This is a genomic window from Kitasatospora sp. NPDC094015, from assembly GCF_040304075.1.
Taxonomy (GTDB): Bacteria; Actinomycetota; Actinomycetes; order Streptomycetales; family Streptomycetaceae; genus Kitasatospora.
This window is the reverse complement of the sequence record NZ_JBEOUL010000013.1, coordinates 107,933-128,662: the sequence shown is the minus strand read 5'-3', so window position 1 is coordinate 128,662 and position 20,730 is coordinate 107,933. Positions and strand designations below refer to the sequence as shown.

The window sequence follows — 20,730 nt, the reverse complement described above, 5'->3', positions numbered from 1 at the left end:
ATCTTCGGGCCCCGCTCCGCCCCGCACCGCTCCGCCCCGCTCCGCCCCGCCCCGCACCGCGGCCGCCCCGGCCGGTCAGCCGCCCGCCGCCACCGCCACCGTGTGGATCAGCAGGCCGGCCAACGCGCCCACCACCGTGCCGTTGATCCGGATGAACTGCAGGTCACGCCCGACATTGGCCTCGATCTTGCGGGAGGCGTCGGCCGCGTCCCAGCCGGCCACCGTGTCCGAGATCAGCGAGGTGATCTCCTCGCGGTAGGTCTCCACCACGTACTGCGCGGCGTCCTGCAGCCAGCCGTCGGCCTTCTCCTGGAGCCGGGTGTCGGTGGCCAGCCGCCGGCCGAGGCGGCGCAGCCCGTCCCGGATCCGCTGCCGCAGCTCGCTGTCCTCGTCCTCGGCGGCGGTGAGCACCAGCGTCCGCACGGCCGTCCAGGTGGAGGCGATCAGGTCCTGCACCTCGTCCCGGGCGAGCAGTTCGGTCTTGGCCCGCTCGACCCGGGCGATGGTGTCCGGGTCGTGCTGGAGCTCGACCGCGAAGTCCGCCAGGAAGTTGTCGACGGCGCCCCGGGCGGCGTGCTGCGGGTCGTCGCGGATGTCGGTGACGAAGCGCAGCAGCTCCTTGTAGACCCGCTCGCCGACCTGGTGGTCGACGAACTTCGGCGTCCACCCCGGGGTCTTCGCGGTGACCCGCCGCACCACGTCCTCGTGGTGCTCGGTCAGCCAGTCGTGCGCCCGGACGGTGATCAGGTCCACCACCCCGTGGTGCCCGCCGTCGCCGACCACCTTGGCCAGCAGCCGGCCGGCGGGCTCGGCGACCGAGGTGGCGGCGGCCCGGCGGGTGACCGCCTCGGCGACCACCGCCTGCACGTCCTCGTCGCGCAGCACCGCCAGCACGCCGCGCAGCGCTGCCGCCGCCTCCCGGGTGACCCGCTCGGCGCTGCCGGGCGCGGCCAGCCACTCGCCGAGCCGGCGGGCGATCCCGATCGAACCCAACCGGGCCCGGACCACCGGCGCGGAGAGGAAGTTGTCCCCGACGAAGTCGCCCAGCGAACGGCCGAAGGCGTCCTTCTTGGTGGGGATGATCGCGGTGTGCGGGATGGGCAGCCCGAACGGGCGGCGGAACAGCGCGGTCACCGCGAACCAGTCCGCCAGCGCACCGACCATGCCCGCCTCGGCGGCGGCCGCCAGGTAGCCCGCCCAGGCACCGGCGCCGGCCGCGTCCGCCCAGGTGGCCAGCGCGAACACCAGGGTGGCGAGGGCCAGCAGGCCGGTCGCGATGGTCTTCATCCGCCGCACGCCCCGGCGCTTCTCCTCGTCCGCGGCCGTGAAGCTCACTCCGGGGGCGCGCCGGGGCGGCTCGGCCTGGCCCGCACTCTGATCAAGGGTCACCCCGACAGTCTGCCCCGCCGGCCGCCGCGACGGGCCTCAGACCCCGCCACCGCCCAGCACGATCCGCCGCACGCCCTCCCAGCGGGCCGGATCGGTGACGCCCCGGCCGTCCAGCAGCACCCGCACCGCCGGGTGGTCGACCGAGCCGAGCTCCCGGTACTCGGGGTGGTCCGCCTGCACCACCAGCGCGCTCACCGGCTTCCCCTCGTCCGCGGGCAGCCCGAGCGCCGCCAGCTCCTCCGGCCCGTACAGCGGATCGCTGACGTACGGCCGGGCGCCGGCCGCCCGGAGCGCCTCGACCAGCGGGAAGACCCCGGAGCGGGCGGTGCGCCGCACCCCGCCCCGGTACGCGGCCCCGAGCACCCCCACCCCGACCCCGGCCAGCGGGCCGAGCGCCCCCTCCAGCAGGCCGACCGCGTACGCCGGCACCGCCTCGTTGGCCTCCCGGGCGGCCCGGACCACGGTGGCGTGCGGGTCGTTCCACAGGTAGAGCCGCGGGTGGACCGGCACCCGGTGGCCGCCGACCGCGATGCCGGGCCGGTGCAGATGGCTGGACGGCTGCGAGTTGCAGGCCTCGATCACCCGGGCCAGGTCGACCCCGACCCGGTCCGCGTACCGGGCGAACTGGTTGGCCAGGGCGATGTTGACGTCCCGGTAGGTGCTCCCGGCGAGCCTGGCGAACTCGGCGGCCTCCGCCGAGTCCAGCGGCCACACACCGTTCGGCCGCTCCAGGTCGGGGCGCGGGTCGAAGTCCAGCACCGCCCGGTAGAACTCCGCGCCCTGCTCGGTGGAGCCCTCGTCGATCCCGCCCACCAGCTTGGGGTTGCACCGCAGGTCGGCCAGCACCCGCCCGGCGCGGACCCGCTCCGGGCTGAACACCAGGGCGAAGTCCCGGCCGGCCACCAGCCCGGAGCCGGCCTCCAGCCGGCGCGCGAAGCGGCCCCGGACGGTGCCGACCGGCAGCGCGGTCTCGTAACTCACCAGGGCCGCCCGCCGCAGGCCGCCCGCCACCGCGTCGGTGACCGCGTCCAGCACCGAGAAGTCGGGCTCGCCGTCCTCGTCGGTGGGCAGCGGCGCCGTGATCACGATCGCCGCCGCGCCGGCCGCCGCCGCCGCGGTGTCGGTGGTGGCCCGCAGCCGGCCGTCCGCGACCACCTCGGCGAGCAGCTCGGCCAGGTCCGCCTCACCCGCGAACGGCGGCCGGCCCGCCGCCACCGCGGCCACCACCTCGGGCGCGGTGTCCGCCCCGGTGACCAGATGGCCCTTCGACGCGCACCGCACCGCCAGCGGCAGCCCGGCCCTGCCCAGGCCCACCACGCAGATGTCCATCATGTTCAGCTCCCTGCCGCCTTCACCGGCCGGGCGTCCCGCCAGGCCCGGCGCCACCCGCGTGCGCTGCGCCGGACCCGGCGCGGCACCAGTCGGCGCCACCCCGGCGGCCGCACGGCGGGGCCCCCGGGAAGTTCGAAGAGCGCGTCGGGCAGGCCGAGCCGGGCGTCCCGGAAGACCGGGTACCCGGCGTAGCTGCGCCCGGCGCGCCGGACCGCCGGCGGCGTCCCGTGCACCGCCTCGTACGCGATCAGGCCGCACAGCGCGGCCCGCTCGCCGCGCCGGGCGAGGGCCAGGCGCAGCCGGGCGGCGACCGGCAACCGGACGAACAGGCCCGGCGAGCAGTGCCGGTCGACCAGGCGGCCGACCTCCCGCAGCAGGTCCTCCTGGTCCGGCGCGGTCAGCGCGAGGAACGGCGGCCGCAGCAGGCGCGGCAGGTCCCGGCCGAAGTGCCGGCGGCGGATCGCCTCGCGCGCCGGCCCCGGGCCGGCCCGCTCGACCAGCTCCTGGACGGCCCGGACCGCGCGCAGCTCCTCCCGCAGGTCCGGGGGGCCCGCCGGGCCGGGCACCGGATGGACGTGCTCGTGGTCGGCCAGCACCGAGATCCGCCGGGCGAGCAGCAGCGCCGCCACCGCGAACGGCTGCTCCGCCAGGGCCGGCAGGTCCGGTCGCCGGCGCAGGCCGTGCCGGACGACCAGCTCGCGGCGCAGCAGCAGCGCGCCGCCGCTCCCCCCGGCCGGCGCCGGGTCGGCGAAGGCCACCCGCGCGGCGGTCGCGGCCCGCAGGCCCCTCGCCGGCTCGCCGGCCGTACGGGCCAGCAGCACATCGGAGGACCACCGGTCGGCGGCGTCCACCAGCCGCTCCAGTGCCTCGGTGTCGAGCCGCTGGTCCGCGCCGAGGCGCAGCAGGTACCGGCCGCGGGCGTGCGCGGTGGCCAGGTCGAGCGGGTGCCCGGGGCCGCCCGCCGCGTCGGCCGGCCCGAGGAGCACGCACCGGCCGGGGTAGCGCGCGGCGAACCGCCGCAGCTGCTCGCCGCCGCTCGGGCGCAGGTCGACCGCCACCACCTCGGCCCGTCCGGCGCCGATGGACTGCCCGGCCAGCGAGGCCAGGCAGTCCGCCAGGTGCGGGGCGGCGTCGTGGACGGCGATCACGACGCTGACATCGGCTACGGTCATCGAATCCTCACGCGGCGGCGCAGTCACCAGGTGACAACGGGCCCGGCCCGGTCCCGGTCACCACGATCACTCCAACGGGCCAGGGCCACCGCGCCCCGGACGCCCTGCGGTCAGCCGATCGCCACCTCCGCGTACATCCGGGCGATCACGTCCTCGATCGCCGGTTCGCGCACGGACAGGTCGACCAGCGGGTAGCGGGCCGCCACCGCCGCCAGCAGCGGGGCCGCACTCTCCTGGGCGGGGAAGGCCAGCCACTGCCGCGGTCCCTCGACCCGCACCACCCGGGCCCCGGCCACCTCGATCGCCGGCCGCGGCTCGGCCAGGTCGACCACCAGGGTGCGCTCGCTCTCCCCGGCCGCGTGCAGCCCGTCCAGGCCGCCGTCGTAGACCAGCCGACCGTGGTCGATCACCATCACCCGGCCGCAGAGCTGCTCGATGTCGGTGAGGTCGTGGGTGGTGAGCAGCACGGTGGTGCCCCGGTCGGTGTTGACCTCGCGCAGGAACTCCCGGACCTTGGCCTTGCTGATCACGTCCAGGCCGATGGTCGGCTCGTCCAGGTAGAGCACCTGCGGGTCGTGCAGCAGCGCCGCCGCCAGGTCGCCGCGCATCCGCTGGCCGAGCGAGAGCTGCCGGACGGGGGTGTCCAGCAGCGGGCCGAGGTCGAGCAGGTCGACGCAGCGGGCGAGGTTGGCCCGGTACCGGGCCTCCGGGATGCGGTAGATCCGGCGGGCCAGTTCGTAGGAGTCGCGCAGCGGCAGGTCCCACCAGAGCGTGGTGCGCTGGCCGAAGACCACGCCGATCCGCTGGGCCAGCCGGGTCCGCTCGCGGGCCGGGTCCACGCCCGCCACCCGCAGCCGTCCCGAGCTGGGCACCAGGATGCCGGTGAGCATCTTGATGGTGGTGGACTTGCCCGCCCCGTTCGGGCCGATGTAGCCGACGCACTCGCCCGCGCCGACCGTGAAGCTCAGCCCGTCCACCGCGCGGACCTCGCGCTTCTCCCGGCGCAGCCGGCCGGCCCGGGCGCGTACCGTGAAGCTGCGCCCGACGTCCTCGAGTTCGATCAGTGCCATGTCCGACTCCTGTGTCCAGATGGTCAGTTGGTGGTGGTCCGTCGGTCGCGGTCAGTTGCCGGTGCCGCGGTAGGCGCGCAGGCCCGCGCGCCAGGCCGCGGCGGCGGCCAGCACGCAGAGCGCCGCAGCCAGCGGGGAGGCGAAGCGGAAGGCCCCGGGCAGGCCGAGCGGGTCCGGCCGGTCGAGGATCCGCAGCGCGGGCAGCCAGTTGACGAAGGCCAGCGGCACGCCGAAGACGGTGCCGGCGACCAGCTCCTTGGCGAAGATGGTGGGCGGGTACTGGAGCATGGTGGCGCCGCCGTAGGTGAAGGAGTTCTGCAGCTCCTTGGCCTCGTCCCACCAGAACTGGATGCTGGCGCCGCCGATGAAGACGCAGGCGAAGATGACCGTGCCGCTCACCAGCATCATCGGCATCAGCAGCACCCGGTCCAGGGTCCAGTGCACGGACAGCTCGCTCAGCGACCAGAGCAGCAGCGCGCCCGCCTGGAGCGGCCGGCCGAGCCGGCGCAGCGAGAACCGTTCGGCGCACAGCTGGGCGAGCGCGGGCGCCGGCCGGATCAGCACGATGTCCAGCGTGCCGGCGCGGATCCGCTGCCCGAGCGCGTCGATGCTGCCGACCATCAGGTTGGCCATCCCCAGCGCGATGCCGGAGGTGCCGTACAGGAAGGCGAGTTCGGGCAGCGTCCAGCCGCCGAGGGTGTCGGTGTGCCGGAACATCAGCACCAGCACCACGAAGTCCAGCGAGTTGGTGGCGGTGTTGGCGCACAGCATCAGGACGAACGAGGCCCGGTACGCCATCACCGAGCGGGTCCACATCCCCGCCACCAGCCACCACGAGCGCACCGACCAGCCGGCCCGGTCCAGCAGCGTGTCAGCCACCCTGGACCACCACCTTGCGGGTGGCGAGCAGTTGGACACCGCGGCCGGCCGCGAGCAGCAGCACCGCCCAGAGCGCCTGGAAGCCGAGCCCGGTGAACAGCGCCGGCCCGGTGCGGCGCTCCAGCAGGATGTCGGTGGGCACCGAGATCAGCGCCGCCCAGGGCAGGTCCACCGCGATCCGGCCGAGCCAGCCGGGGAACAGCGCGAGCGGCAGCAGCATGCCGGAGAAGAACATCGCGACCACCAGCATCACCGCCCGTACGCCCTCGGAGTCGTGCAGCCAGAAGCCGGTCAGCGAGACCAGGAAGCGCAGCCCGAAGCTGACCACCACGGCGAGCAGCACCGAGAGCAGGAACGCCGCCCAGACGCCGGGGCGGGTGGACAGCCGGGTGTCGAAGACCAGCAGCCCGACCACGGTGGGCAGCGCGCCCCGGCTGATCAGGTGGAAGCCGGCCCGGCCGAGGTCGGTCGCCAGCCACCAGCCCTGGAAGTCGACCGGCCGGTAGAGGTCGACGGCGATGTCGCCGGTCCGGAACCGGTCCTGCACGTCGTCCTGGAACCCGCCGCCCCAGACCGCGACGGTGACCAGCAGGGCCTGGCTGATCCAGATGTAGCTGACGGCCTGCCGGGTGTCGTACCCGCCGAGGCCGGGCCTGGCCTGCCAGAGCGCGAGGAAGGTGTAGGCCAGGATGCAGCCGAACACGGTGTTGGTGAAGGCGCCGGCCAGGGTCGCGGCGCGGTAGGTCGAGTAGCGGCGGAAGGCGCCGCGGGCGACCGCGAGGTAGAGCTGCGCCGTGCCCCCGGGCACCGGCCTGAGCTGCGCTGTTAACGTCACAATATCTCCTTGTCGACTTATCGCAGCAGAGCGGTCCACACCCGCCGGCAGCGCCGGAGCACCGGGCGCGCAGAAATGCGCGAAGTCGCCAGGGCAGCCGGAACGGCCCCGACCGTCGGGCCCCCGGGGGTGCCGGGGCGACGTGCGGAGCTGGTCCGAGGCGCTGTTCAGATGTGGACTACGACCGTATCGTCACCGCTGCGCACGCGCAGCCGGATTACGCCAACCCGCCGCGCGGGCCCGGCGCCTGACGGTCGGCGCAGGCTTTGAAGCACCGGCCTTGAAGCACCGGCCTGGAGGGACAGGCCTAGAGGTACAGGCCGGTCGAGCCCTCCGTGTCGGCGAAGCGGCCCGCCGCCACCGCGTGCAGGTCACGCTCGCGCAGCAGCACGTACGTGGTGCCGCGCACCTCGACCTCCAGCTTGTCCTCCGGGTCGTACAGCACCCGGTCACCGGGCTCGACCGAGCGCACGCTCTGGCCGACCGCCACCGCCTCCGCCCAGGCGCACCGCTTGCTCAGCTCCGCGGTCGCGGGGATCAGGATGCCGCCGGTCGAGCGGCGCTCGCCCTCGCTGCCCTCGGTCCTCACCAGCACCCGGTCGTGCAGCATCCGGATCGGCAGCTTCTCCCCCAGCCGGTCGTGGCGGGGCTCGTCGTGCACCAGGCTCAGGTCGTCGTTCTTGCTCACGTCCCGACCGTACCCGCCCCGGGCGCGCGCGGCGCCGTCACCCCGGCGTCCGGCCGTCGCGCCCGGCCGTCACTCCCGGCAACGGCGACGGCGACGACAACGGGGCCGGGCGGGTCGACCCCCGCCCGGCCCCGCCCGGCTCTCCCCCGACCGTTCGCCGGCCCGGCCGCGGCTCAGCCCTTGCGGCGCTTGCGGGCCGAGGCCACCAGCAGCAGCACGCCCGTGCCGACCAGCGCGACCGGGATGATCCGCTCCTTGCGCGGCCGGCCCTTCTCGTCGGTGAACTGCGCCTTCACCCGCTCCACCGCACCGCTCGCGGTCACGTACGCCCGGCCGGCCTTCTGCTCCACCGAGGCCAGCACCTTCGCCTTGGTCTGCGCGGCGACGGTCGCCGGGTGCACCCGCATCGCCAGCTCGTCCAGGGTCGACGCGAGCCGGTCACGGGTCCGGGTGATGTCCGCCTCGATCTGGGCCGTCGACCGGGCCGCCTTGTCCTTCGTGCTCGCCTCGCCCACGCGGGCCACCCCTCTTCTTCCTGCCGTTGTCCGGTACGACAGAACCAGTCTGTCAGCTCCCCGCCCCGGCCGCGCAGCGCCACCCACCAACGGAGGTAGGTTGGCCGTGGTACGACCACCCAGTCCACGCACGAGGAGAGATCCACCGTGAGCGAGCGCCTTCAGGCCGGCGACACCGCCCCCGCCTTCACCCTGTCCGACGCCGACGGCAACCAGGTGTCCCTCGCCGACCACCTCGGCCGCAAGGTGATCGTGTACTTCTACCCGGCCGCCCTCACCCCCGGCTGCACCACCCAGGCCTGCGACTTCACCGACAACCTGGCGGTCTTCGCCGGCGCCGGCTACGACGTGCTCGGCATCTCCCCGGACAAGCCCGAGAAGCTCGGCAAGTTCCGCGACACCGAGAACCTGAAGGTCACCCTGCTCGCCGACCCGGACCACGCCGTCCTGGAGGCCTACGGCGCCTACGGGGAGAAGCAGAACTACGGCCGCACCTACGTCGGGGTGATCCGCTCCACCGTCGTCGTCGACGAGGAGGGCAAGGTCGAGCGCGCCCTCTACAACGTCAAGGCCACCGGCCACGTCGCCAAGCTGCTCCGCGACCTCAAGATCGCCGCGGCCTGACCGGTCGGGTCGGCGCCGCCCGGGCGCTCAACCGGCCTGGCGCTCAACCGGCCGCCCCGGTGGCCGCGATCCGGGCGGCGAGGGCCGGCGCCAGCGGGTACGGGCGCTCCACCGGCAGCAGCGCCCCGGCGCCGGCCACGTCACCGGCCCGCACCAGCGCGTGCGCCCGGTGGGCGAGCCCGGTGACGTCCTCGATCCCGGTGATCCACCCGTCCGCGTAGCGGCGCACCGCCGCGCCGGTCAGCCCGACCTGGATCGCGCGGTGCGCCAGCGGGCCGAGCCGCACCGAACGCTCCGGGTCCCACTGGATCCGGACCGGGCTGGCGGCCAGCTCGGCCTTCCAGTCGGCGGCCGAGGCGTGCCGATGCCGGTCCTGGTGGCTCAGGCACGCGTGCGCGAGCGCCCACTCGAAGCCCTCGCGGCTGATCCGCACGGCCAGCACCCGCTCCTGGCCCGCCTTGGCCGCCCACCCCGAGCGGTACATCATCCAGCGGAACGACGGCTTGATCCAGGTCATCCGCTCCCGCTTGAACGGCGCCACGAACGTCCCGGCGACCAGGGCCGGTTCGGCGATCGCGGCCGGGTACGCCTGGTACACCACCAGGGTGGTGTCGTCGTACGCGGCGCGGATCTCGCGCAGCGGCGGCTCGGACATCGCGGGGCTCCCAAGGTGTCGCAGGGTGCGGTCGGGGGTGCCCAGCCTCCCAGCCCGGCCGGCCGGCGACGAGCGGATTTCCACCCGCCGCCGGCCGGCCCGGACACGTTGGAGCGGTGGCGGCCGACCCCCCGACCGGGTCGACCGCCACCGCCGTCTCACACCTCGGGTCAGCAGACCCCGAGGTCGCTCCACACGCCCCACTGACCGGTGGTCGAGGGGTCCTCATTGGTGGTCCACCACTTGTTGCTGTACTGGTGGCCCTTCCACGACACCTTGGTGCCGGTGGTGGCGTAGACCGTCGCGGCGTTCCAGCTGGGCGCGGTGCAGCTGCCGCCGGTCGGGCTCGCCGACTGCGAGGGGCTGGCCGAGGCCGACGGGCTCGCGGACTGCGACGGGCTGGCCGAAGCGCTCGGGCTGGCCGACTGCGACGGGCTCGCCGAAGCGCTCGGGCTGCTCGACTGCGAGGGGCTCGGCGAGGCCGTGCCGCCCCCGGTCGAGCCGCGGGTCAGGTCGCCCGCCAGGCCGTACAGCGTGCCGCCGACGTTGACCGTCCAGTTCGCCGGGGTCGAGACCGGCAGGTAGTAGACGAAGTCCAGGTCGACCGAGGCACCCGGGGCCAGCGACTGCCAGCCCGGCAGCTTGACCGAGACCCGGTTGTACGTCCCCTTCAGGCCGCCCACGTTGTTCGCCGCGGTGTGGTCCTGCCGGATCACGGTCAGCCCGAAACCGGACTGGTCCTTGGCGTTGCCCGGCGCCGAGTTGGCGTAGTCGAACTGGAACTCGGTGCCGCCCGGCAGGGTCTGGGTCGAGTTGTTGACGATGTGGATCTTCGGGTTGATCGGGTAGTTCGAGTCACCCAGCGCGAAGTTGGTGAACGACACGTCGATCGGCAGGGTCTGGGCCGGCAGCGCGACCGTCGAGCGCACCGCGCCGTACGGCGAGGCCGCCTTGAACTTGTCGTACATCAGCGAGGTCAGGGTCGACCCCGGCACGTACTCGCCCTTGCCACCGTTGGCGGTGGCGTCCCACCTGTAGTCGCCCGCCAGCTCCCAGATCATCGTGCCGCCGGCACCCTGGTCGACGACGTAGTCGGCCTTGGCCGCCACCGACTGCTCGTCCTCCGTCGACAGGAAGACCTTCTTGGTGTCGTTCCACAGCCACGGCGCGACCAGCGAGGAGCTGTAGTTGCGACTGTAGGTGCCCTGCAGCGCGGTGTCGGTCAGCCCGTACTTCGACAGGTAGTCCGGGACGACGCCCTTCTCCAGGTTCTTCGCGTGCCACATCGGGTTGGAGCCCGCCGGGGACTCCTTGCCGTTGGTGTCCAGGTCGTGCCAGAGGTTGTCGATGCCGACCGCGCCGTCACCACAGGTGGTCAGCCCCGCCCCGGCCGGGCAGGTGGTGGTCGACGAGGTGCCCCAGAGGCCGTTGGTACCACCGGTGACGTTCTTGAACCCGCGGGTGTAGTACGGCAGGCCGACGTTGATCCGGCCGGCCGGCATCGCACCGCGGAAGTAGTGGTACGCCCAGTCGGTGTTCAGGTAGCCGATCCCGCCGTACTGCGAGGTGCCGTACACGTTGGCGGCGGCCAGCTCGGCGTCCTTGCCGTCGTCGTACAGCGAGGCGTTCGGGCCGACGTACTTGTTCCAGGCACCGTGCAGGTCGTACGACATGATGTTGACGTAGTCCAGGTACTGGGTGACCTGGAAGGTCTCCATGCCACGCAGCAGGTAGCCGGAGGACGGCGCGGCCACCGACAGCAGGTAGTGCCTGCCGTCCGCGGCGCCGGCCCGGTCCAGCTTCTCGCGCAGCGTCTTCATCAGCGCCGCGTACCCCTTGACCAGCGCACCGCGCTTGGCGTTGGAGATCGAGGTGTCGAGCGGGTTGCCCGCGTCCTTCATCGAGGTCGGGTACTCGTAGTCGACGTCCACGCCGTTGAAGCCGTACTTCTTGATGAAGTCGACCGCCGAGTCGGCGAAGGTGTTGATCCCGGCCTGGTTGACGCTGCCGTCCGCGTTGGTGGTCATCGAGTAGAAGCCACCGGAGTTCACCCGGTTGCCGTCGTCCCCGAAGTAGCCGCCGGTCTCGGCCCAACCACCCACCGAGATCAGGGTCTTCACGTTCGGGTACTGCTTCTTGAACTTGGTCAGCAGGTTGAAGTGACCCTTGTACGGCAGCGACGGGTCCATCTCGGCGCCCGGCACGCCCGGGAAGGTCATCCCGGTGGCGGCGTTGGTCGGCGAATCCGTGCCGACCGACAGCTTGTTGGCACCGTCGACGTGGCCGAAGGCGTAGTTGAGGTGGGTCACCTTGTCCCACGGGATGTCGTTCACCAGGTAGGCGGGGGTGCCGTCCTGCCCGGTGCGCCAGCCCGTGAAGTAGCCGATGATGCGGCGCTGGTGGTCCGCGCCCATCTTCTCGCGGCCCGCGCTGTCGTAGACGCTGCAGTACGGCACGTCCACACCGGGCGTGCTGTACATGCCGTCGGGGCGACAGGACTGGTTGTCGACGGCCGCCTGCGAGGGCGCCGCACCGAGCGTCGCCATCAGCAGACCGGCCAGCCCGGCCGCGGCCGCGGCGGCGGCCAGCCGTCCGCCGGAGCGCTGGTGACGGCCGGCAGCGGTGGGACGCTGCGCCGTCGTGTTTCGGATCAACACTCGGTCCTCCAGGAGAGAGTGTCGGACGCGCTGTGGGAACGCGCCTGTGGGGGAGGTTTTCGCCCGCCGCCCGATGGACCGTCAACCACCCGCCCCACCACGCCTCGGAGTGCGCCGAAGCTATGTGGTCTGAACCACATAGGTCAATAGGTCTGTACCAATCGGTAGTGAACCGACACCCCGTACGCCCCCACGCCCCCCGTCACCCCCAGCGACTCCGTACACCCCGCACCCCGACGCCCCAACACTCGTTCGTATCTGCACGGGGGACGGCCGCACCGACAACCCGGAGGGGGAAGATCCACCATGTCCGTCAAGTACACCCGCGAGCTGCTGGCCGATCTCACGCCGTCGGCATCCTCGCTGGACGAGGTGCTGCGCACGCTCGGGCAGGAGCCGGACGCCCACAACCGCCGTTACCTCAGGGACCGGTTGGCCGCGTACGGCACCGACGTCTCGCACTTCGAGCGCCCCGGCAGCTTCTACACCAAGCACCTGCTGGAAGAGGCCGTAGCGGCCAGCCACAGCGTGGCGGGCGTCGTGCGCTACCTGGGCCGCCGACAGGCCGGCGGGACGCAGGCCCACGTCGCCCGGCGGATCAAGAGCTTCGGTATCGACACGTCCCACTTCACCGGCCAGGCCCACAACAGGGGACGGCGCTCGGCCCGCCGGCTGCGACCGGAACAGGTCCTCGTCCGCCGCCCCGCGGACGCGAAGCGGCTTCCCGGCGCGAGGATCCGGCTCGCGCTGGCCGAGATCGGGCGGCCCGAGCAGTGCGAGGGCTGCGGCACCGGACCGGTCTGGCACGGGCGACCGCTCACCCTGGAGGTGGATCACATCAGCGGCGACTGGTCGGACAACCGGGCCGAGAACCTCCGGCTGCTCTGCCCCAACTGCCATGCCGTCACGGAGACCTACTGCGGCAGGAACAGGAGGCGCCACGGATCGTGACCGGACGAGGGCCCGGAGGGCGACCGAAAGCCGGTGTTCCGGTGCGGGGCGCAGGCCCTAGACTTGGGGTGTATGCGGCCGTGGCGTAATTGGCAGCCGCGCTAGCCTTAGGAGCTAGTGGACCTAGTCCGTGAGGGTTCGAGTCCCTCCGGCCGCACCGCCCCGAGGGCCCGCCCGGAGTTGATCTCCGGGCGGGCCCTCGTGCTCATCCCAGCAGGTCGCGGACGACCGGGGCCAGGGCGCGGAAGGCCTGGCCGCGGTGGCTGATGGCGTTCTTCTCGGCGGCGGTCAGCTCGGCGCAGGTGCGGCTCTCGCCGAGCGGCTGGAGGATCGGGTCGTAGCCGAAGCCGCCCTCGCCCGCCGGGGCGGCCCGCAGGGTGCCCCTCAGCTGCCCCTCCACCACCCGCTCGGTGCCGTCCGGCAGGGCGAACGCCGCCGCGCAGGCGAAGTACGCGCCCCGGTGCGGGTCGGAGATGTCACCGAGCTGGGCGAGCAGCAGGTCGAGGTTGGCGCGGTCGTCGCCGTGCTTGCCGGCCCAGCGGGCGGAGAAGATGCCGGGTGCCCCGCCGAGCACCTCCACGCACAGGCCGGAGTCGTCGGCGACCGCGGGCAGGCCGGTCGCCCGGGCCAGGGCGTGCGCCTTCAGCAGCGCGTTCTCGGCGAAGGTCACCCCGGTCTCCGGCACGTCGGGGATCTCGGGGTAGGCGTCGGCGCCGACCAGTTCGACGTCCAGCCCGGCGGCGCCGAGGATGTCGCGCAGCTCCGCGACCTTGTGCTGGTTGCGGGTGGCGAGGACGAGGCGTCGGGTAGTCATGCGTCCACCCTAGCCAGAACGCCGTCCTCCGGACGCCCGGCCCGGCGGCCCGTCAGGTGGCTCAGCCGGTGCAGGCCTTGCTGAGGTTGCCGGCGGCGGCGCCGAGCGGCTGCAGGTCGGGCGCCTGCTTGTTGTCGATGGCCTGCTGGACGTTCTGCACCTGGGTCTGCAGGTCGCCGAGCGCCTTGCTGACGTCGGTGTCGCTGGAGTTGCGGCTCAGCTTGTCGATGTCGTTCTTCAGCTGCTGCATGGCCTGACCGGCCGCGGCCGGGTCGTTGTTGGCGTTGTTGAACGCGGAGGTGGCGTTGGAGACGTCACTGCTGATGGTGATCGCGGTGTTCCCGCAGTCGATCGCCTTCTGGGCGGCGGAGCAGCTGACCGCGCTGAGCGGAAGGATCAGGGCGAGGGCTGCCACGGCGAGCACGGTCGGGCGGTTGATGCTGGGCGACTGCGGCATCGCGGTCCTTCGGTCGGGTCCGAGGTTTCTGCCTGGCACGGTACGGGCTGCGCCGTCGGCGTGTACAGCATCCGGCGGCCGGCACCGAGGAGGACGCCGGGGCCGGGCGGTCCGGTTGCGGACCCGCCCGGCCCCGGGTGCGCCGGGCGGTCGGTGTCAGCCCTCGAGGACCTTGCGCTGGATCTCGTCGAGCTCGGCGCAGCCGAGGGTGCCGAGGTCGAGCAGCTGGTCGAGCAGGGCGCGGTCGAACGGGGCGCCCTCGGCGGTGCCCTGGACCTCGACGAAGCGGCCGTCGGAGGTGCAGACGATGTTCATGTCGGTCTCCGCCCGGACGTCCTCCTCGTAGCGGAGGTCGAGCATCGGGACGCCGTCGATGATGCCGACGCTGACGGCGCTGACGCCGCCGGTGATGGGCTGGCCCTTGGCGCGCAGGATCTTCTTCTCGCGGGCCCAGGAGACGGCGTCGACGAGGGCGACGTAGGCGCCGGTGATGGCGGCGGTGCGGGTGCCGCCGTCGGCCTGGAGGACGTCGCAGTCGAGCACGAAGGTGTTCTCGGCGAGGGCGCGGTGGTCGATCACGGCGCGCAGCGAGCGGCCGATCAGGCGGCTGATCTCGTGGGTGCGGCCGCCGATCTTGCCGCGGACGGATTCGCGGTCGCCGCGGGTGTTGGTGGCGCGGGGGAGCATGGAGTACTCGGCGGTGACCCAGCCTTCGCCGCTGCCCTTGCGCCAGCGGGGGACGCCTTCGGTGACGCTGGCGGTGCAGAGCACCTTGGTGTCGCCGTAGGAGACCAGGACGGAGCCTTCGGCGTGCTTGCTCCAGCCCCGCTCGATGGTGATGGGGCGGAGCTGGTCGGGGGTGCGGCCGTCGATGCGTGACATGGGAAACGAGCGTAGTGGTTCCGGGTGGACGCGTCGGCCCGCCGTCCCCGGTGGGGCGGCGGGCCGCAGGGTGGTGAGCCGGGGCTCAGCTCACATCATGTCCTCGATGTCGGCGGCGATCGGGTCGGCGTCGGTGCCGATGACGACCTGGATCGCGGTGCCCATCTTGACGACGCCGTGGGCGCCGGCGGCCTTGAGCGCGGCCTCGTCGACCTTGCTCGGGTCGACGACCTCGGTGCGGAGACGGGTGATGCAGCCTTCGACCTCTTCGATGTTCTCGATCCCGCCGAGGCCGGCGACGATCTTCTCAGCCTTGCTGGCCATGTCTTTCTCCCTCTGTCTCGGCGCCTCGGCGGGGTGCCGCCAGTAGCCGTACTGCGTGTGCGGTGTGCGGTGGGCGCTGTCGGAGATGATGACGCGGGATCAGCTGCCGCGTCGTCGGAACAGCGCGTCAAGCATCACCCGTCTCCGGACGATATGCCACGTTAGTCCACTTTTGGGCTACTCCGACGCGCAGGCTCAGGGCGACGGTCCCAGGATGGCGATCACTGGGTTCAGGACCCGGCGCGACCGCCCCATCAGAAGTGGTCTACACCAATATTAGGTGCACTTCGGACAACGCGGGACGGCCCGCCCGCGTTCCCGCCCGGCCTGGCGGGTTCCGGCACTCGGAGGACGACATGAGCTCGGCAGGCGCCACGGTTCCGCAGACGCCCTGGTGGCAGACGTTCTACGGCGGCCTGCAGAAGATGGGCCGCAGCCTCCAGCTCCCGGTGGCCGTCCTGCCCGCGGCCGGCATCCTGAACCGCTTCGGCCAGCCCGACCTGCTCGGCGCGGACGGCCTCGGCTGGGACAACGTGGCGAAGGCCTTCGCGGCGGCCGGCGCGGCCCTGCTGGACGGCTCGCTCGGCCTCCCGCTGCTGTTCTGCATCGGCGTCGCGATCGGGATGGCCAAGAAGGCCGACGGCTCGACCGCGCTGGCCGCGGTGACCGGCTTCCTGGTCTACTACAAGGTCCTCCAGGCCTTCCCCGACCTCAACGCCTGCAAGGGCATCGTGGCCGGCACCCAGTGCATCGACTACGCCAAGCAGTCGGCCTCCAACGTCGGCTTCCAGAACCCCGGCGTGCTCGGCGGCATCCTGATGGGCCTGATGTCGGCCCGGCTCTGGGTCCGCTTCCACCGCACCCGGCTGGTCGACTGGCTGGGCTTCTTCAACGGCCGCCGCCTGGTCCCGATGATCACCGCCCTGGTCGGTCTGGTCTTCGCCGCGCTCTGCCTGTGGGTCTGGCCGCCGATCGGCGACGCGTTGGAGTCGTTCTCGCAGTGGCTGGCGGACCTCGGCTCGATCGGCTCCGGGCTGTTCGGCCTCGCCAACCGCGGCCTGCTGCTGATCGGCATGCACCAGCTGCTGAACTTCTTCCCGTGGTTCCAGTTCGGCACCTACGTCAAGCCGGACGGCACCGAGGCGCACGGCGACATCGCCCGCTTCCTGGCCGGCGACCCGACCGCCGGCCAGTTCATGACCGGCTTCTTCCCGATCTTCATGTTCGCCCTGCCGGCGGCCGCCCTCGCCATCGCGCACAGCGCCAAGCCGCACCGCCGCAAGGAGATCTACGGCCTGATGACCTCGGTGGCGCTGACCTCCGCGATCACCGGCATCACCGAGCCGATCGAGTACTCCTTCGCCTACATCGCCCCGGCCCTGTTCGCGGTGCACGCGATCCTCACCGGCGCCTCGATGGCCGTCACCTGGGGCCTGGGCGTGCACGACGGCTTCGCCTTCTCGGCCGGCCTGATCGACTACCTGCTGAACTGGAACCTCGCCACCAAGCCGTGGCTGATCATCCCGATCGGGCTCGGATTCGCGGCCGTCTACTACGCGGTCTTCCGGTTCGTGATCGTACGGTTCGACGTGAAGACACCCGGCCGCGAGGACGACGACGAGGTCGAGGACGTCACCAAGGCCTGACCGCCCGTCACCCCGGGGCGCCTTTTGTTGCGCAACTTGCCAAAAGCCCCTGTTACGGCGGGTAGCCAAGATCGTCAATCCGCAACAAGGTTTCGATTTCATAGCGCTTCCGACCTGCGCACCTGTCCGGGGTTCCCCCCCTCTTCCGCGCGTGCTAGAAAACTGGTCTACACCACTAGTGGTGTAGACCAGTTCGCGAGCCGGCCCCCGACGCTCCACCCCACGACCGGCCCGCCCTGTCCGTTAGGAACCACCCCCATGAGTACGACTGCGCAGGCACCGGCGCCCGCTGCCGCACCCAAGCCGGGAAAGAAGTTCGGCTCCGGAATCCTCCCCGGCCTGCAGAAGGTCGGCCGCAGCCTCCAGCTGCCGATCGCGGTCCTGCCCGCCGCGGGCATCCTGGCCCGCCTGGGCCAGCCCGACGTGCAGACCAACTGGCACTTCCCCGCCAAGCTGGTGCAGGTGTTCGGCGCGGCCGGCGGCGCGGTCCTGGACAACCTGCCGCTGCTGTTCTGCGTGGGCGTGGCGATCGGCTTCGCCAAGAAGGCCGACGGCTCCACGGCGCTCGCCGCCCTGGTCGGCTACCTGGTCTTCAAGCAGGTCCTCACCGTCTTCCCGTCCGAGGGCACCGTCACCGCCGCCCTGCCGGCCGGCAAGCCGCAGAACCCCGGCGTGCTCGGCGGCGTGGTGGTCGGCCTGCTGGCGGCCGTGCTCTGGCAGAAGTACCACCGCACCAAGCTGGTGGACTGGCTCGGCTTCTTCAACGGCCGCCGGCTCGTCCCGATCATCATGGCCTTCGTCGGCACCGGCCTGGGCATCCTGTTCGGCCTGTGCTGGGGCCCGATCGGCGACGTGATCTCCGGCGGCAACGACCAGCTGGTCGGCGCGGGCGCGCTGGGCGCCGGCATCTTCGGCCTGGTCAACCGGGCGCTGATCCCGATCGGCATGCACCAGTTCGTCAACACCTACGCGTGGTTCCAGACCGGCAGCTTCACCGACGCGACCGGCAAGGTCGCCACCGGTGACATCAACCGCTTCCTGGCCGGCGACCCGACCGCCGGGCAGTTCCAGTCCGGGTTCTTCCCGATCATGATGTTCGCGCTGCCGGCCGCCGCCCTGGCGATCGCCCACGCGGCCCGTCCGGAGCGCCGCAAGGTGGTCCTGGGCATGATGACCTCGCTCGCCCTGACCAGCATCGTCACCGGTGTCACCGAGCCGATCGAGTTCACCTTCCTGTTCATCGCCCCGGTGCTGTACGCGATCCACGCCGTGCTCACCGCGCTGTCGATGGCCGTCACCTGGGCGCTCGGCGTGCACGACGGCTTCAGCTTCTCGGCCGGCCTGATCGACTACGTGATCAACTGGCACCTGGCCACCAAGCCCTGGCTGATCATCCCGATCGGCCTGGTCTTCGCGGCGATCTACTACACGGTCTTCCGCTTCGCGATCGTCAAGTTCGACCTCAAGACCCCCGGTCGCGAGTCGGACGAGGAGATCGAGGACGTGACCAAGGCCTGACGGCCGACCGCCCCGCCCCCGGTGCCCCGCCGCGTCCCCGCGCGGCGGGGCACCGGCGCGTCCGGGCCCGCGAGGACACCGAGGCGCACGCGGGGCGGGGAGCCGGAAAGCTTTGCCGAACGGTCGACCAACCGCCCGGCCGCCCCCGGTAGCGTCCTCGGCATGCAGTGGTCCGGGAGCGTGGGGGGTACGTCGTGCAGGTGATCGATCTGGTCGCACAGGCCGCGGGGCTGGAGCGGGCCTGGAGCTCGCGGCTGCTGGGCGAGGTCGGCACGGCCGGCCTCAAGGTGCTGCGGATGGACGCGCTGCCGCTGGCCGAGGAGACCCACTCCGTCGCCGAGGCCCTGCTGGTGCTCGACGGCTGCCTGGAGCTCACGGTGGACGGGCGGCCGGTGGCGGTACGGGCGGGCGAGCTGGCCGTGGTGCCGGCCGGGAGCCCGCACGCGGTGCGGCCGGGCAGCCGGGGGACGCTGGTGATCGTCGAGGTCCCGGAGCCGTCGCACCGGGCCGGGGACGCTCAGAACTCGTAGACGGCGCCCGGTCTGGCGAGGTCCACCGGGCCCGCGAAGGCGGCCCGGGCGTCGCGCAGGTTGCGCTGCGCGTCCGTCCACGGCGGGATGTGGGTGAGCACCAGGTGCCCCACCCCGGCCGCGGTGGCGTGCTCGCCGGCCTCCCGGCCGTTGAGGTGGACGGCCTGGTAGGTGTCCTTGCCGTCGGTGTAGGCGGCCTCGCAGAGGAACAGGTCGGCCCCGGCGGCGAGTTCGACGAGCTCCGGGGACTCCCCGGTGTCACCGGAGTACACGACCGCGTGGCCGCCGTGCTCGATCCGGAAGGCGTAGGCCTCCACCGGGTGGTTGACCTGCACGGCGGTGATCCGCAGCGGGCCGAGCTCGAAGCTGCCGGACTTGAGGGTGCGGAACTCGAAGACCTCGGTCATCCCCGGTTCCTCGGGCATGTCGTAGGCCCGGGCGAGCCGCTCGGGGGTGCCGGCCGGGCCGTACACCGGCAGCGGCTCGGGGCAGCCCTCGACGCGGTAGTTGCGGGCCACCCAGTAGGCGCACAGGTCCACGCAGTGGTCGGCGTGCAGGTGGCTGAGCAGCACGGCGTCCACCTCGTACAGGCCGCAGTAGTTCTGCAGCGCGCCGAGGGCGCCGTTGCCGAGGTCGAGGACGGCCCGGAAGCCGTCCGCCTCCACCAGGTAACTGGAGCACGGCGAGTCGGCGGACGGGAAGCTCCCCGAGCACCCCACCACGGTCAGTTTCATGCCGAGCCCCTCCGCCCCGATGGGTCATGGTCCGCAGCGGCCGCATCGACTGCCCGGTACGGTCTTCGCGTGTCGAGGGTAAGGGCCCAACGGCACTTTGCCCCCGTCCCCGTGCCGCGCTGTGGCTGGAATCACCAGAACGGGGCGGGGGGCGGGGGCGGGCGTTCGAGAAGGGCTCAGCGGTGCCGGGGACGGTTGCGGGCCCAGGCCTTGACGGTCTCGGGGTACCAGCGCGGGTGGCCGTTGCGGTCCACCAGGTCGGGCTCCGGGAGCAGGCCGTGCCGGCGGTAGTTGCGGACGGTCTCGGACTGGACGTTGATGTGCCGGGCGATCTCGGCGTAGGACCACAGGTCGTTGCTGTTCGGGCTCATCTGGACCACCTTCGGACGGAGTTCCGGGCCTGGCCCGGGGCGTCGCGATCAGCCTTTCCGGCCCGGCCGGGAGCTCTCCCCGGGACCGGACGCTGTGGTCGTTCCGTGACGGATCAGCAGCCTGGAACGGACAAATCGCCGAATGTCACAGCGACCCCGGCGCCCGGTACGGTCGGCGGATGGACAGCTTCGGGACCCTGCTCGTACTGCTGATCGCCCTGGCGGTGGTGGTGTCGGCCACCGTGTGGTGGTGGCGGCGCTCCCGGCCGGCGGGCGCGCCGCGGCCCGCACCGCGGCCCGCCGGCCGGCCCGGACCGCGGACCGGCCGGCCGGTGCCGCGCGAGATCTGGTGGGCCGAGGTGCCGTTCGAGGAGGGGCCGGGGGCCAAGGACCGGCCCTGCCTGGTGCTGCGGGTCCGGCCGCGCACCGCGCTGGTCGCCAAGATCACCACCAAGCACCACGCCGAGCGCCCGGGCGTGCTGCGGCTGCCCGCCGGCTCGGTCGGCGACCGGCACGGGCGGGCCAGCTGGCTGGAGACGGACGAGCTGCGCGAGGTGCCGCTCGGGGCGTTCCGGCGCCGGGTGGGACCGGTCGAGGAACGGCTCTGGGCCGAGGTGGTCCGCCGGGCCCGGCCTTAGGGCTTGAGGGCCTGAACCGGCGCGGGCGCCGCACCCCGGCGGGGTGCGG

The 20,730-nt window shown here is 72.8% G+C and carries 22 protein-coding genes and 1 tRNA gene; 7 read left to right on the top strand and 16 right to left on the bottom strand.

Annotation, left to right across the window (positions count from 1 at the left end; all coding sequences use genetic code 11):
* Positions 1-75: 75 nt before the first annotated feature.
* From ABT014_RS18010 to ABT014_RS17975, 8 genes are all read right to left on the bottom strand, one after another.
* Positions 76-1,389, bottom strand: a complete 1,314-nt coding sequence (locus ABT014_RS18010; RefSeq protein ID WP_350639822.1) for a DUF445 domain-containing protein — start codon at positions 1,387-1,389, stop codon at positions 76-78.
* Positions 1,390-1,425: 36 nt separating this feature from the next.
* Complete coding sequence (locus tag ABT014_RS18005; protein WP_350639927.1) at positions 1,426-2,718, bottom strand: nucleotide sugar dehydrogenase; 1,293 nt, start codon at positions 2,716-2,718, stop codon at positions 1,426-1,428.
* Positions 2,719-2,723: 5 nt separating this feature from the next.
* A complete protein-coding gene (locus ABT014_RS18000) occupies positions 2,724-3,893 on the bottom strand; it encodes a glycosyltransferase family 2 protein (RefSeq protein ID WP_350639820.1) in 1,170 nt (389 codons plus the stop codon).
* Between the two features lie 110 nt (positions 3,894-4,003).
* The gene (locus ABT014_RS17995; RefSeq protein WP_350639818.1) at positions 4,004-4,963 is read right to left on the bottom strand and encodes an ABC transporter ATP-binding protein; all 960 of its coding nucleotides are present in this window, start codon (positions 4,961-4,963) and stop codon (positions 4,004-4,006) included.
* Between the two features lie 51 nt (positions 4,964-5,014).
* On the bottom strand, positions 5,015-5,842 hold the full coding sequence (locus ABT014_RS17990) for an ABC transporter permease (RefSeq protein WP_502895006.1): 828 nt from the start codon (positions 5,840-5,842) through the stop codon (positions 5,015-5,017).
* Positions 5,835-6,677, bottom strand: coding sequence for an ABC transporter permease (locus ABT014_RS17985; RefSeq protein WP_350639816.1), 843 nt, complete (start codon positions 6,675-6,677; stop codon positions 5,835-5,837). The genes ABT014_RS17990 and ABT014_RS17985 overlap by 8 nt, the downstream gene beginning before the upstream one ends.
* A 307-nt stretch (positions 6,678-6,984) precedes the next feature.
* The gene (locus ABT014_RS17980) at positions 6,985-7,287 is read right to left on the bottom strand and encodes a GroES family chaperonin (RefSeq protein WP_350639922.1); all 303 of its coding nucleotides are present in this window, start codon (positions 7,285-7,287) and stop codon (positions 6,985-6,987) included.
* Positions 7,288-7,538: 251 nt separating this feature from the next.
* Positions 7,539-7,880 carry a DUF3618 domain-containing protein gene (locus ABT014_RS17975; RefSeq protein WP_350639814.1) on the bottom strand — a complete coding sequence of 114 codons (342 nt, stop codon included), beginning with the start codon at positions 7,878-7,880 and terminating at the stop codon, positions 7,539-7,541.
* 147 nt (positions 7,881-8,027) lie between these two features.
* On the opposite strand from ABT014_RS17975, the gene bcp reads away from it, so the two are divergent.
* Positions 8,028-8,504 (top strand): thioredoxin-dependent thiol peroxidase, encoded by a 477-nt coding sequence (gene bcp, locus ABT014_RS17970; RefSeq protein ID WP_350639812.1) that lies wholly within the window; start codon positions 8,028-8,030, stop codon positions 8,502-8,504.
* Positions 8,505-8,547: 43 nt separating this feature from the next.
* Here the strand turns inward: bcp and ABT014_RS17965 are convergent, their stop codons facing one another.
* Both ABT014_RS17965 and ABT014_RS17960 read right to left on the bottom strand, forming a co-directional pair.
* Positions 8,548-9,159, bottom strand: a complete 612-nt coding sequence (locus tag ABT014_RS17965; protein ID WP_350639810.1) for a DUF4291 domain-containing protein — start codon at positions 9,157-9,159, stop codon at positions 8,548-8,550.
* A gap of 170 nt (positions 9,160-9,329) precedes the next feature.
* Entirely contained in the window at positions 9,330-11,747 is a 2,418-nt protein-coding gene (locus ABT014_RS17960) for a chitinase C-terminal domain-containing protein (RefSeq protein WP_350639920.1), read from the bottom strand.
* A gap of 375 nt (positions 11,748-12,122) precedes the next feature.
* On the opposite strand from ABT014_RS17960, the gene ABT014_RS17955 reads away from it, so the two are divergent.
* Together ABT014_RS17955 and ABT014_RS17950 are read left to right on the top strand one after the other, a co-directional pair.
* Entirely contained in the window at positions 12,123-12,767 is a 645-nt protein-coding gene (locus ABT014_RS17955) for an HNH endonuclease signature motif containing protein (protein ID WP_350639808.1), read from the top strand.
* Between the two features lie 74 nt (positions 12,768-12,841).
* Positions 12,842-12,924: transfer RNA gene (locus ABT014_RS17950), tRNA-Leu, on the top strand.
* 48 nt (positions 12,925-12,972) lie between these two features.
* Here ABT014_RS17950 and rdgB read toward each other — a convergent pair.
* The 4 genes from rdgB to ABT014_RS17930 all read right to left on the bottom strand — a co-directional run bounded on the left by rdgB (position 12,973) and on the right by ABT014_RS17930 (position 15,244).
* Positions 12,973-13,581, bottom strand: coding sequence for an RdgB/HAM1 family non-canonical purine NTP pyrophosphatase (gene rdgB, locus ABT014_RS17945; protein WP_350639806.1), 609 nt, complete (start codon positions 13,579-13,581; stop codon positions 12,973-12,975).
* A 61-nt stretch (positions 13,582-13,642) separates the two neighbouring features.
* Positions 13,643-14,038, bottom strand: a complete 396-nt coding sequence (locus ABT014_RS17940; RefSeq protein WP_350639804.1) for a DUF8711 family protein — start codon at positions 14,036-14,038, stop codon at positions 13,643-13,645.
* A 156-nt stretch (positions 14,039-14,194) separates the two neighbouring features.
* The gene (rph, locus tag ABT014_RS17935; RefSeq protein WP_350639802.1) at positions 14,195-14,920 is read right to left on the bottom strand and encodes a ribonuclease PH; all 726 of its coding nucleotides are present in this window, start codon (positions 14,918-14,920) and stop codon (positions 14,195-14,197) included.
* 90 nt (positions 14,921-15,010) lie between these two features.
* Positions 15,011-15,244: a PTS sugar transporter subunit IIB gene (locus tag ABT014_RS17930; RefSeq protein ID WP_018105617.1), complete on the bottom strand. Its 234-nt coding sequence runs from the start codon at positions 15,242-15,244 to the stop codon at positions 15,011-15,013.
* Between the two features lie 356 nt (positions 15,245-15,600).
* Here ABT014_RS17930 and ABT014_RS17925 point away from each other — a divergent pair, with 356 nt between their 5' ends.
* The 3 genes from ABT014_RS17925 to ABT014_RS17915 all read left to right on the top strand — a co-directional run bounded on the left by ABT014_RS17925 (position 15,601) and on the right by ABT014_RS17915 (position 18,938).
* Complete coding sequence (locus tag ABT014_RS17925; RefSeq protein ID WP_350639799.1) at positions 15,601-16,890, top strand: PTS transporter subunit EIIC; 1,290 nt, start codon at positions 15,601-15,603, stop codon at positions 16,888-16,890.
* Between the two features lie 258 nt (positions 16,891-17,148).
* A complete protein-coding gene (locus ABT014_RS17920; protein WP_350639797.1) occupies positions 17,149-18,408 on the top strand; it encodes a PTS transporter subunit EIIC in 1,260 nt (419 codons plus the stop codon).
* A 194-nt stretch (positions 18,409-18,602) separates the two neighbouring features.
* Positions 18,603-18,938 (top strand): cupin domain-containing protein, encoded by a 336-nt coding sequence (locus tag ABT014_RS17915; RefSeq protein WP_350639794.1) that lies wholly within the window; start codon positions 18,603-18,605, stop codon positions 18,936-18,938.
* On the opposite strand, the gene ABT014_RS17910 is transcribed toward ABT014_RS17915, so the two are convergent.
* Complete coding sequence (locus tag ABT014_RS17910) at positions 18,926-19,672, bottom strand: MBL fold metallo-hydrolase (protein WP_350639792.1); 747 nt, start codon at positions 19,670-19,672, stop codon at positions 18,926-18,928. The two genes, ABT014_RS17915 and ABT014_RS17910, sit on opposite strands and share 13 nt — an antisense overlap.
* Positions 19,673-19,848: 176 nt before the next feature.
* Entirely contained in the window at positions 19,849-20,043 is a 195-nt protein-coding gene (locus ABT014_RS17905; protein ID WP_350639790.1) for a MerR family transcriptional regulator, read from the bottom strand.
* A 179-nt stretch (positions 20,044-20,222) separates the two neighbouring features.
* Here ABT014_RS17905 and ABT014_RS17900 point away from each other — a divergent pair, with 179 nt between their 5' ends.
* Positions 20,223-20,681 carry a type II toxin-antitoxin system PemK/MazF family toxin gene (locus ABT014_RS17900; RefSeq protein WP_350639788.1) on the top strand — a complete coding sequence of 153 codons (459 nt, stop codon included), beginning with the start codon at positions 20,223-20,225 and terminating at the stop codon, positions 20,679-20,681.
* The last annotated feature ends 49 nt before the right edge of the window (positions 20,682-20,730 follow it).

What these genes read in the sequence shown, in the direction of transcription:
- ABT014_RS17940 (WP_350639804.1), bottom strand. Translation starts at nt 14,038, where the DNA reads ATGCCGCAGTCGCCCAGCATCAACCGCCCGACCGTGCTCGCCGTGGCA.
- ABT014_RS17955 (WP_350639808.1), top strand. Translation starts at nt 12,123, where the DNA reads ATGTCCGTCAAGTACACCCGCGAGCTGCTGGCCGATCTCACGCCGTCG.
- ABT014_RS17910 (WP_350639792.1), bottom strand. Translation starts at nt 19,672, where the DNA reads ATGAAACTGACCGTGGTGGGGTGCTCGGGGAGCTTCCCGTCCGCCGAC.
- ABT014_RS17995 (WP_350639818.1), bottom strand. Translation starts at nt 4,963, where the DNA reads ATGGCACTGATCGAACTCGAGGACGTCGGGCGCAGCTTCACGGTACGC.
- ABT014_RS17930 (WP_018105617.1), bottom strand. Translation starts at nt 15,244, where the DNA reads ATGGCCAGCAAGGCTGAGAAGATCGTCGCCGGCCTCGGCGGGATCGAG.
- ABT014_RS17920 (WP_350639797.1), top strand. Translation starts at nt 17,149, where the DNA reads ATGAGTACGACTGCGCAGGCACCGGCGCCCGCTGCCGCACCCAAGCCG.
- ABT014_RS18005 (WP_350639927.1), bottom strand. Translation starts at nt 2,718, where the DNA reads ATGGACATCTGCGTGGTGGGCCTGGGCAGGGCCGGGCTGCCGCTGGCG.
- ABT014_RS18000 (WP_350639820.1), bottom strand. Translation starts at nt 3,893, where the DNA reads ATGACCGTAGCCGATGTCAGCGTCGTGATCGCCGTCCACGACGCCGCC.
- ABT014_RS17905 (WP_350639790.1), bottom strand. Translation starts at nt 20,043, where the DNA reads ATGAGCCCGAACAGCAACGACCTGTGGTCCTACGCCGAGATCGCCCGG.
- ABT014_RS17965 (WP_350639810.1), bottom strand. Translation starts at nt 9,159, where the DNA reads ATGTCCGAGCCGCCGCTGCGCGAGATCCGCGCCGCGTACGACGACACC.
- rph (WP_350639802.1), bottom strand. Translation starts at nt 14,920, where the DNA reads ATGTCACGCATCGACGGCCGCACCCCCGACCAGCTCCGCCCCATCACC.
- rdgB (WP_350639806.1), bottom strand. Translation starts at nt 13,581, where the DNA reads ATGACTACCCGACGCCTCGTCCTCGCCACCCGCAACCAGCACAAGGTC.
- ABT014_RS17980 (WP_350639922.1), bottom strand. Translation starts at nt 7,287, where the DNA reads ATGCTGCACGACCGGGTGCTGGTGAGGACCGAGGGCAGCGAGGGCGAG.
- ABT014_RS17925 (WP_350639799.1), top strand. Translation starts at nt 15,601, where the DNA reads ATGAGCTCGGCAGGCGCCACGGTTCCGCAGACGCCCTGGTGGCAGACG.
- ABT014_RS17900 (WP_350639788.1), top strand. Translation starts at nt 20,223, where the DNA reads ATGGACAGCTTCGGGACCCTGCTCGTACTGCTGATCGCCCTGGCGGTG.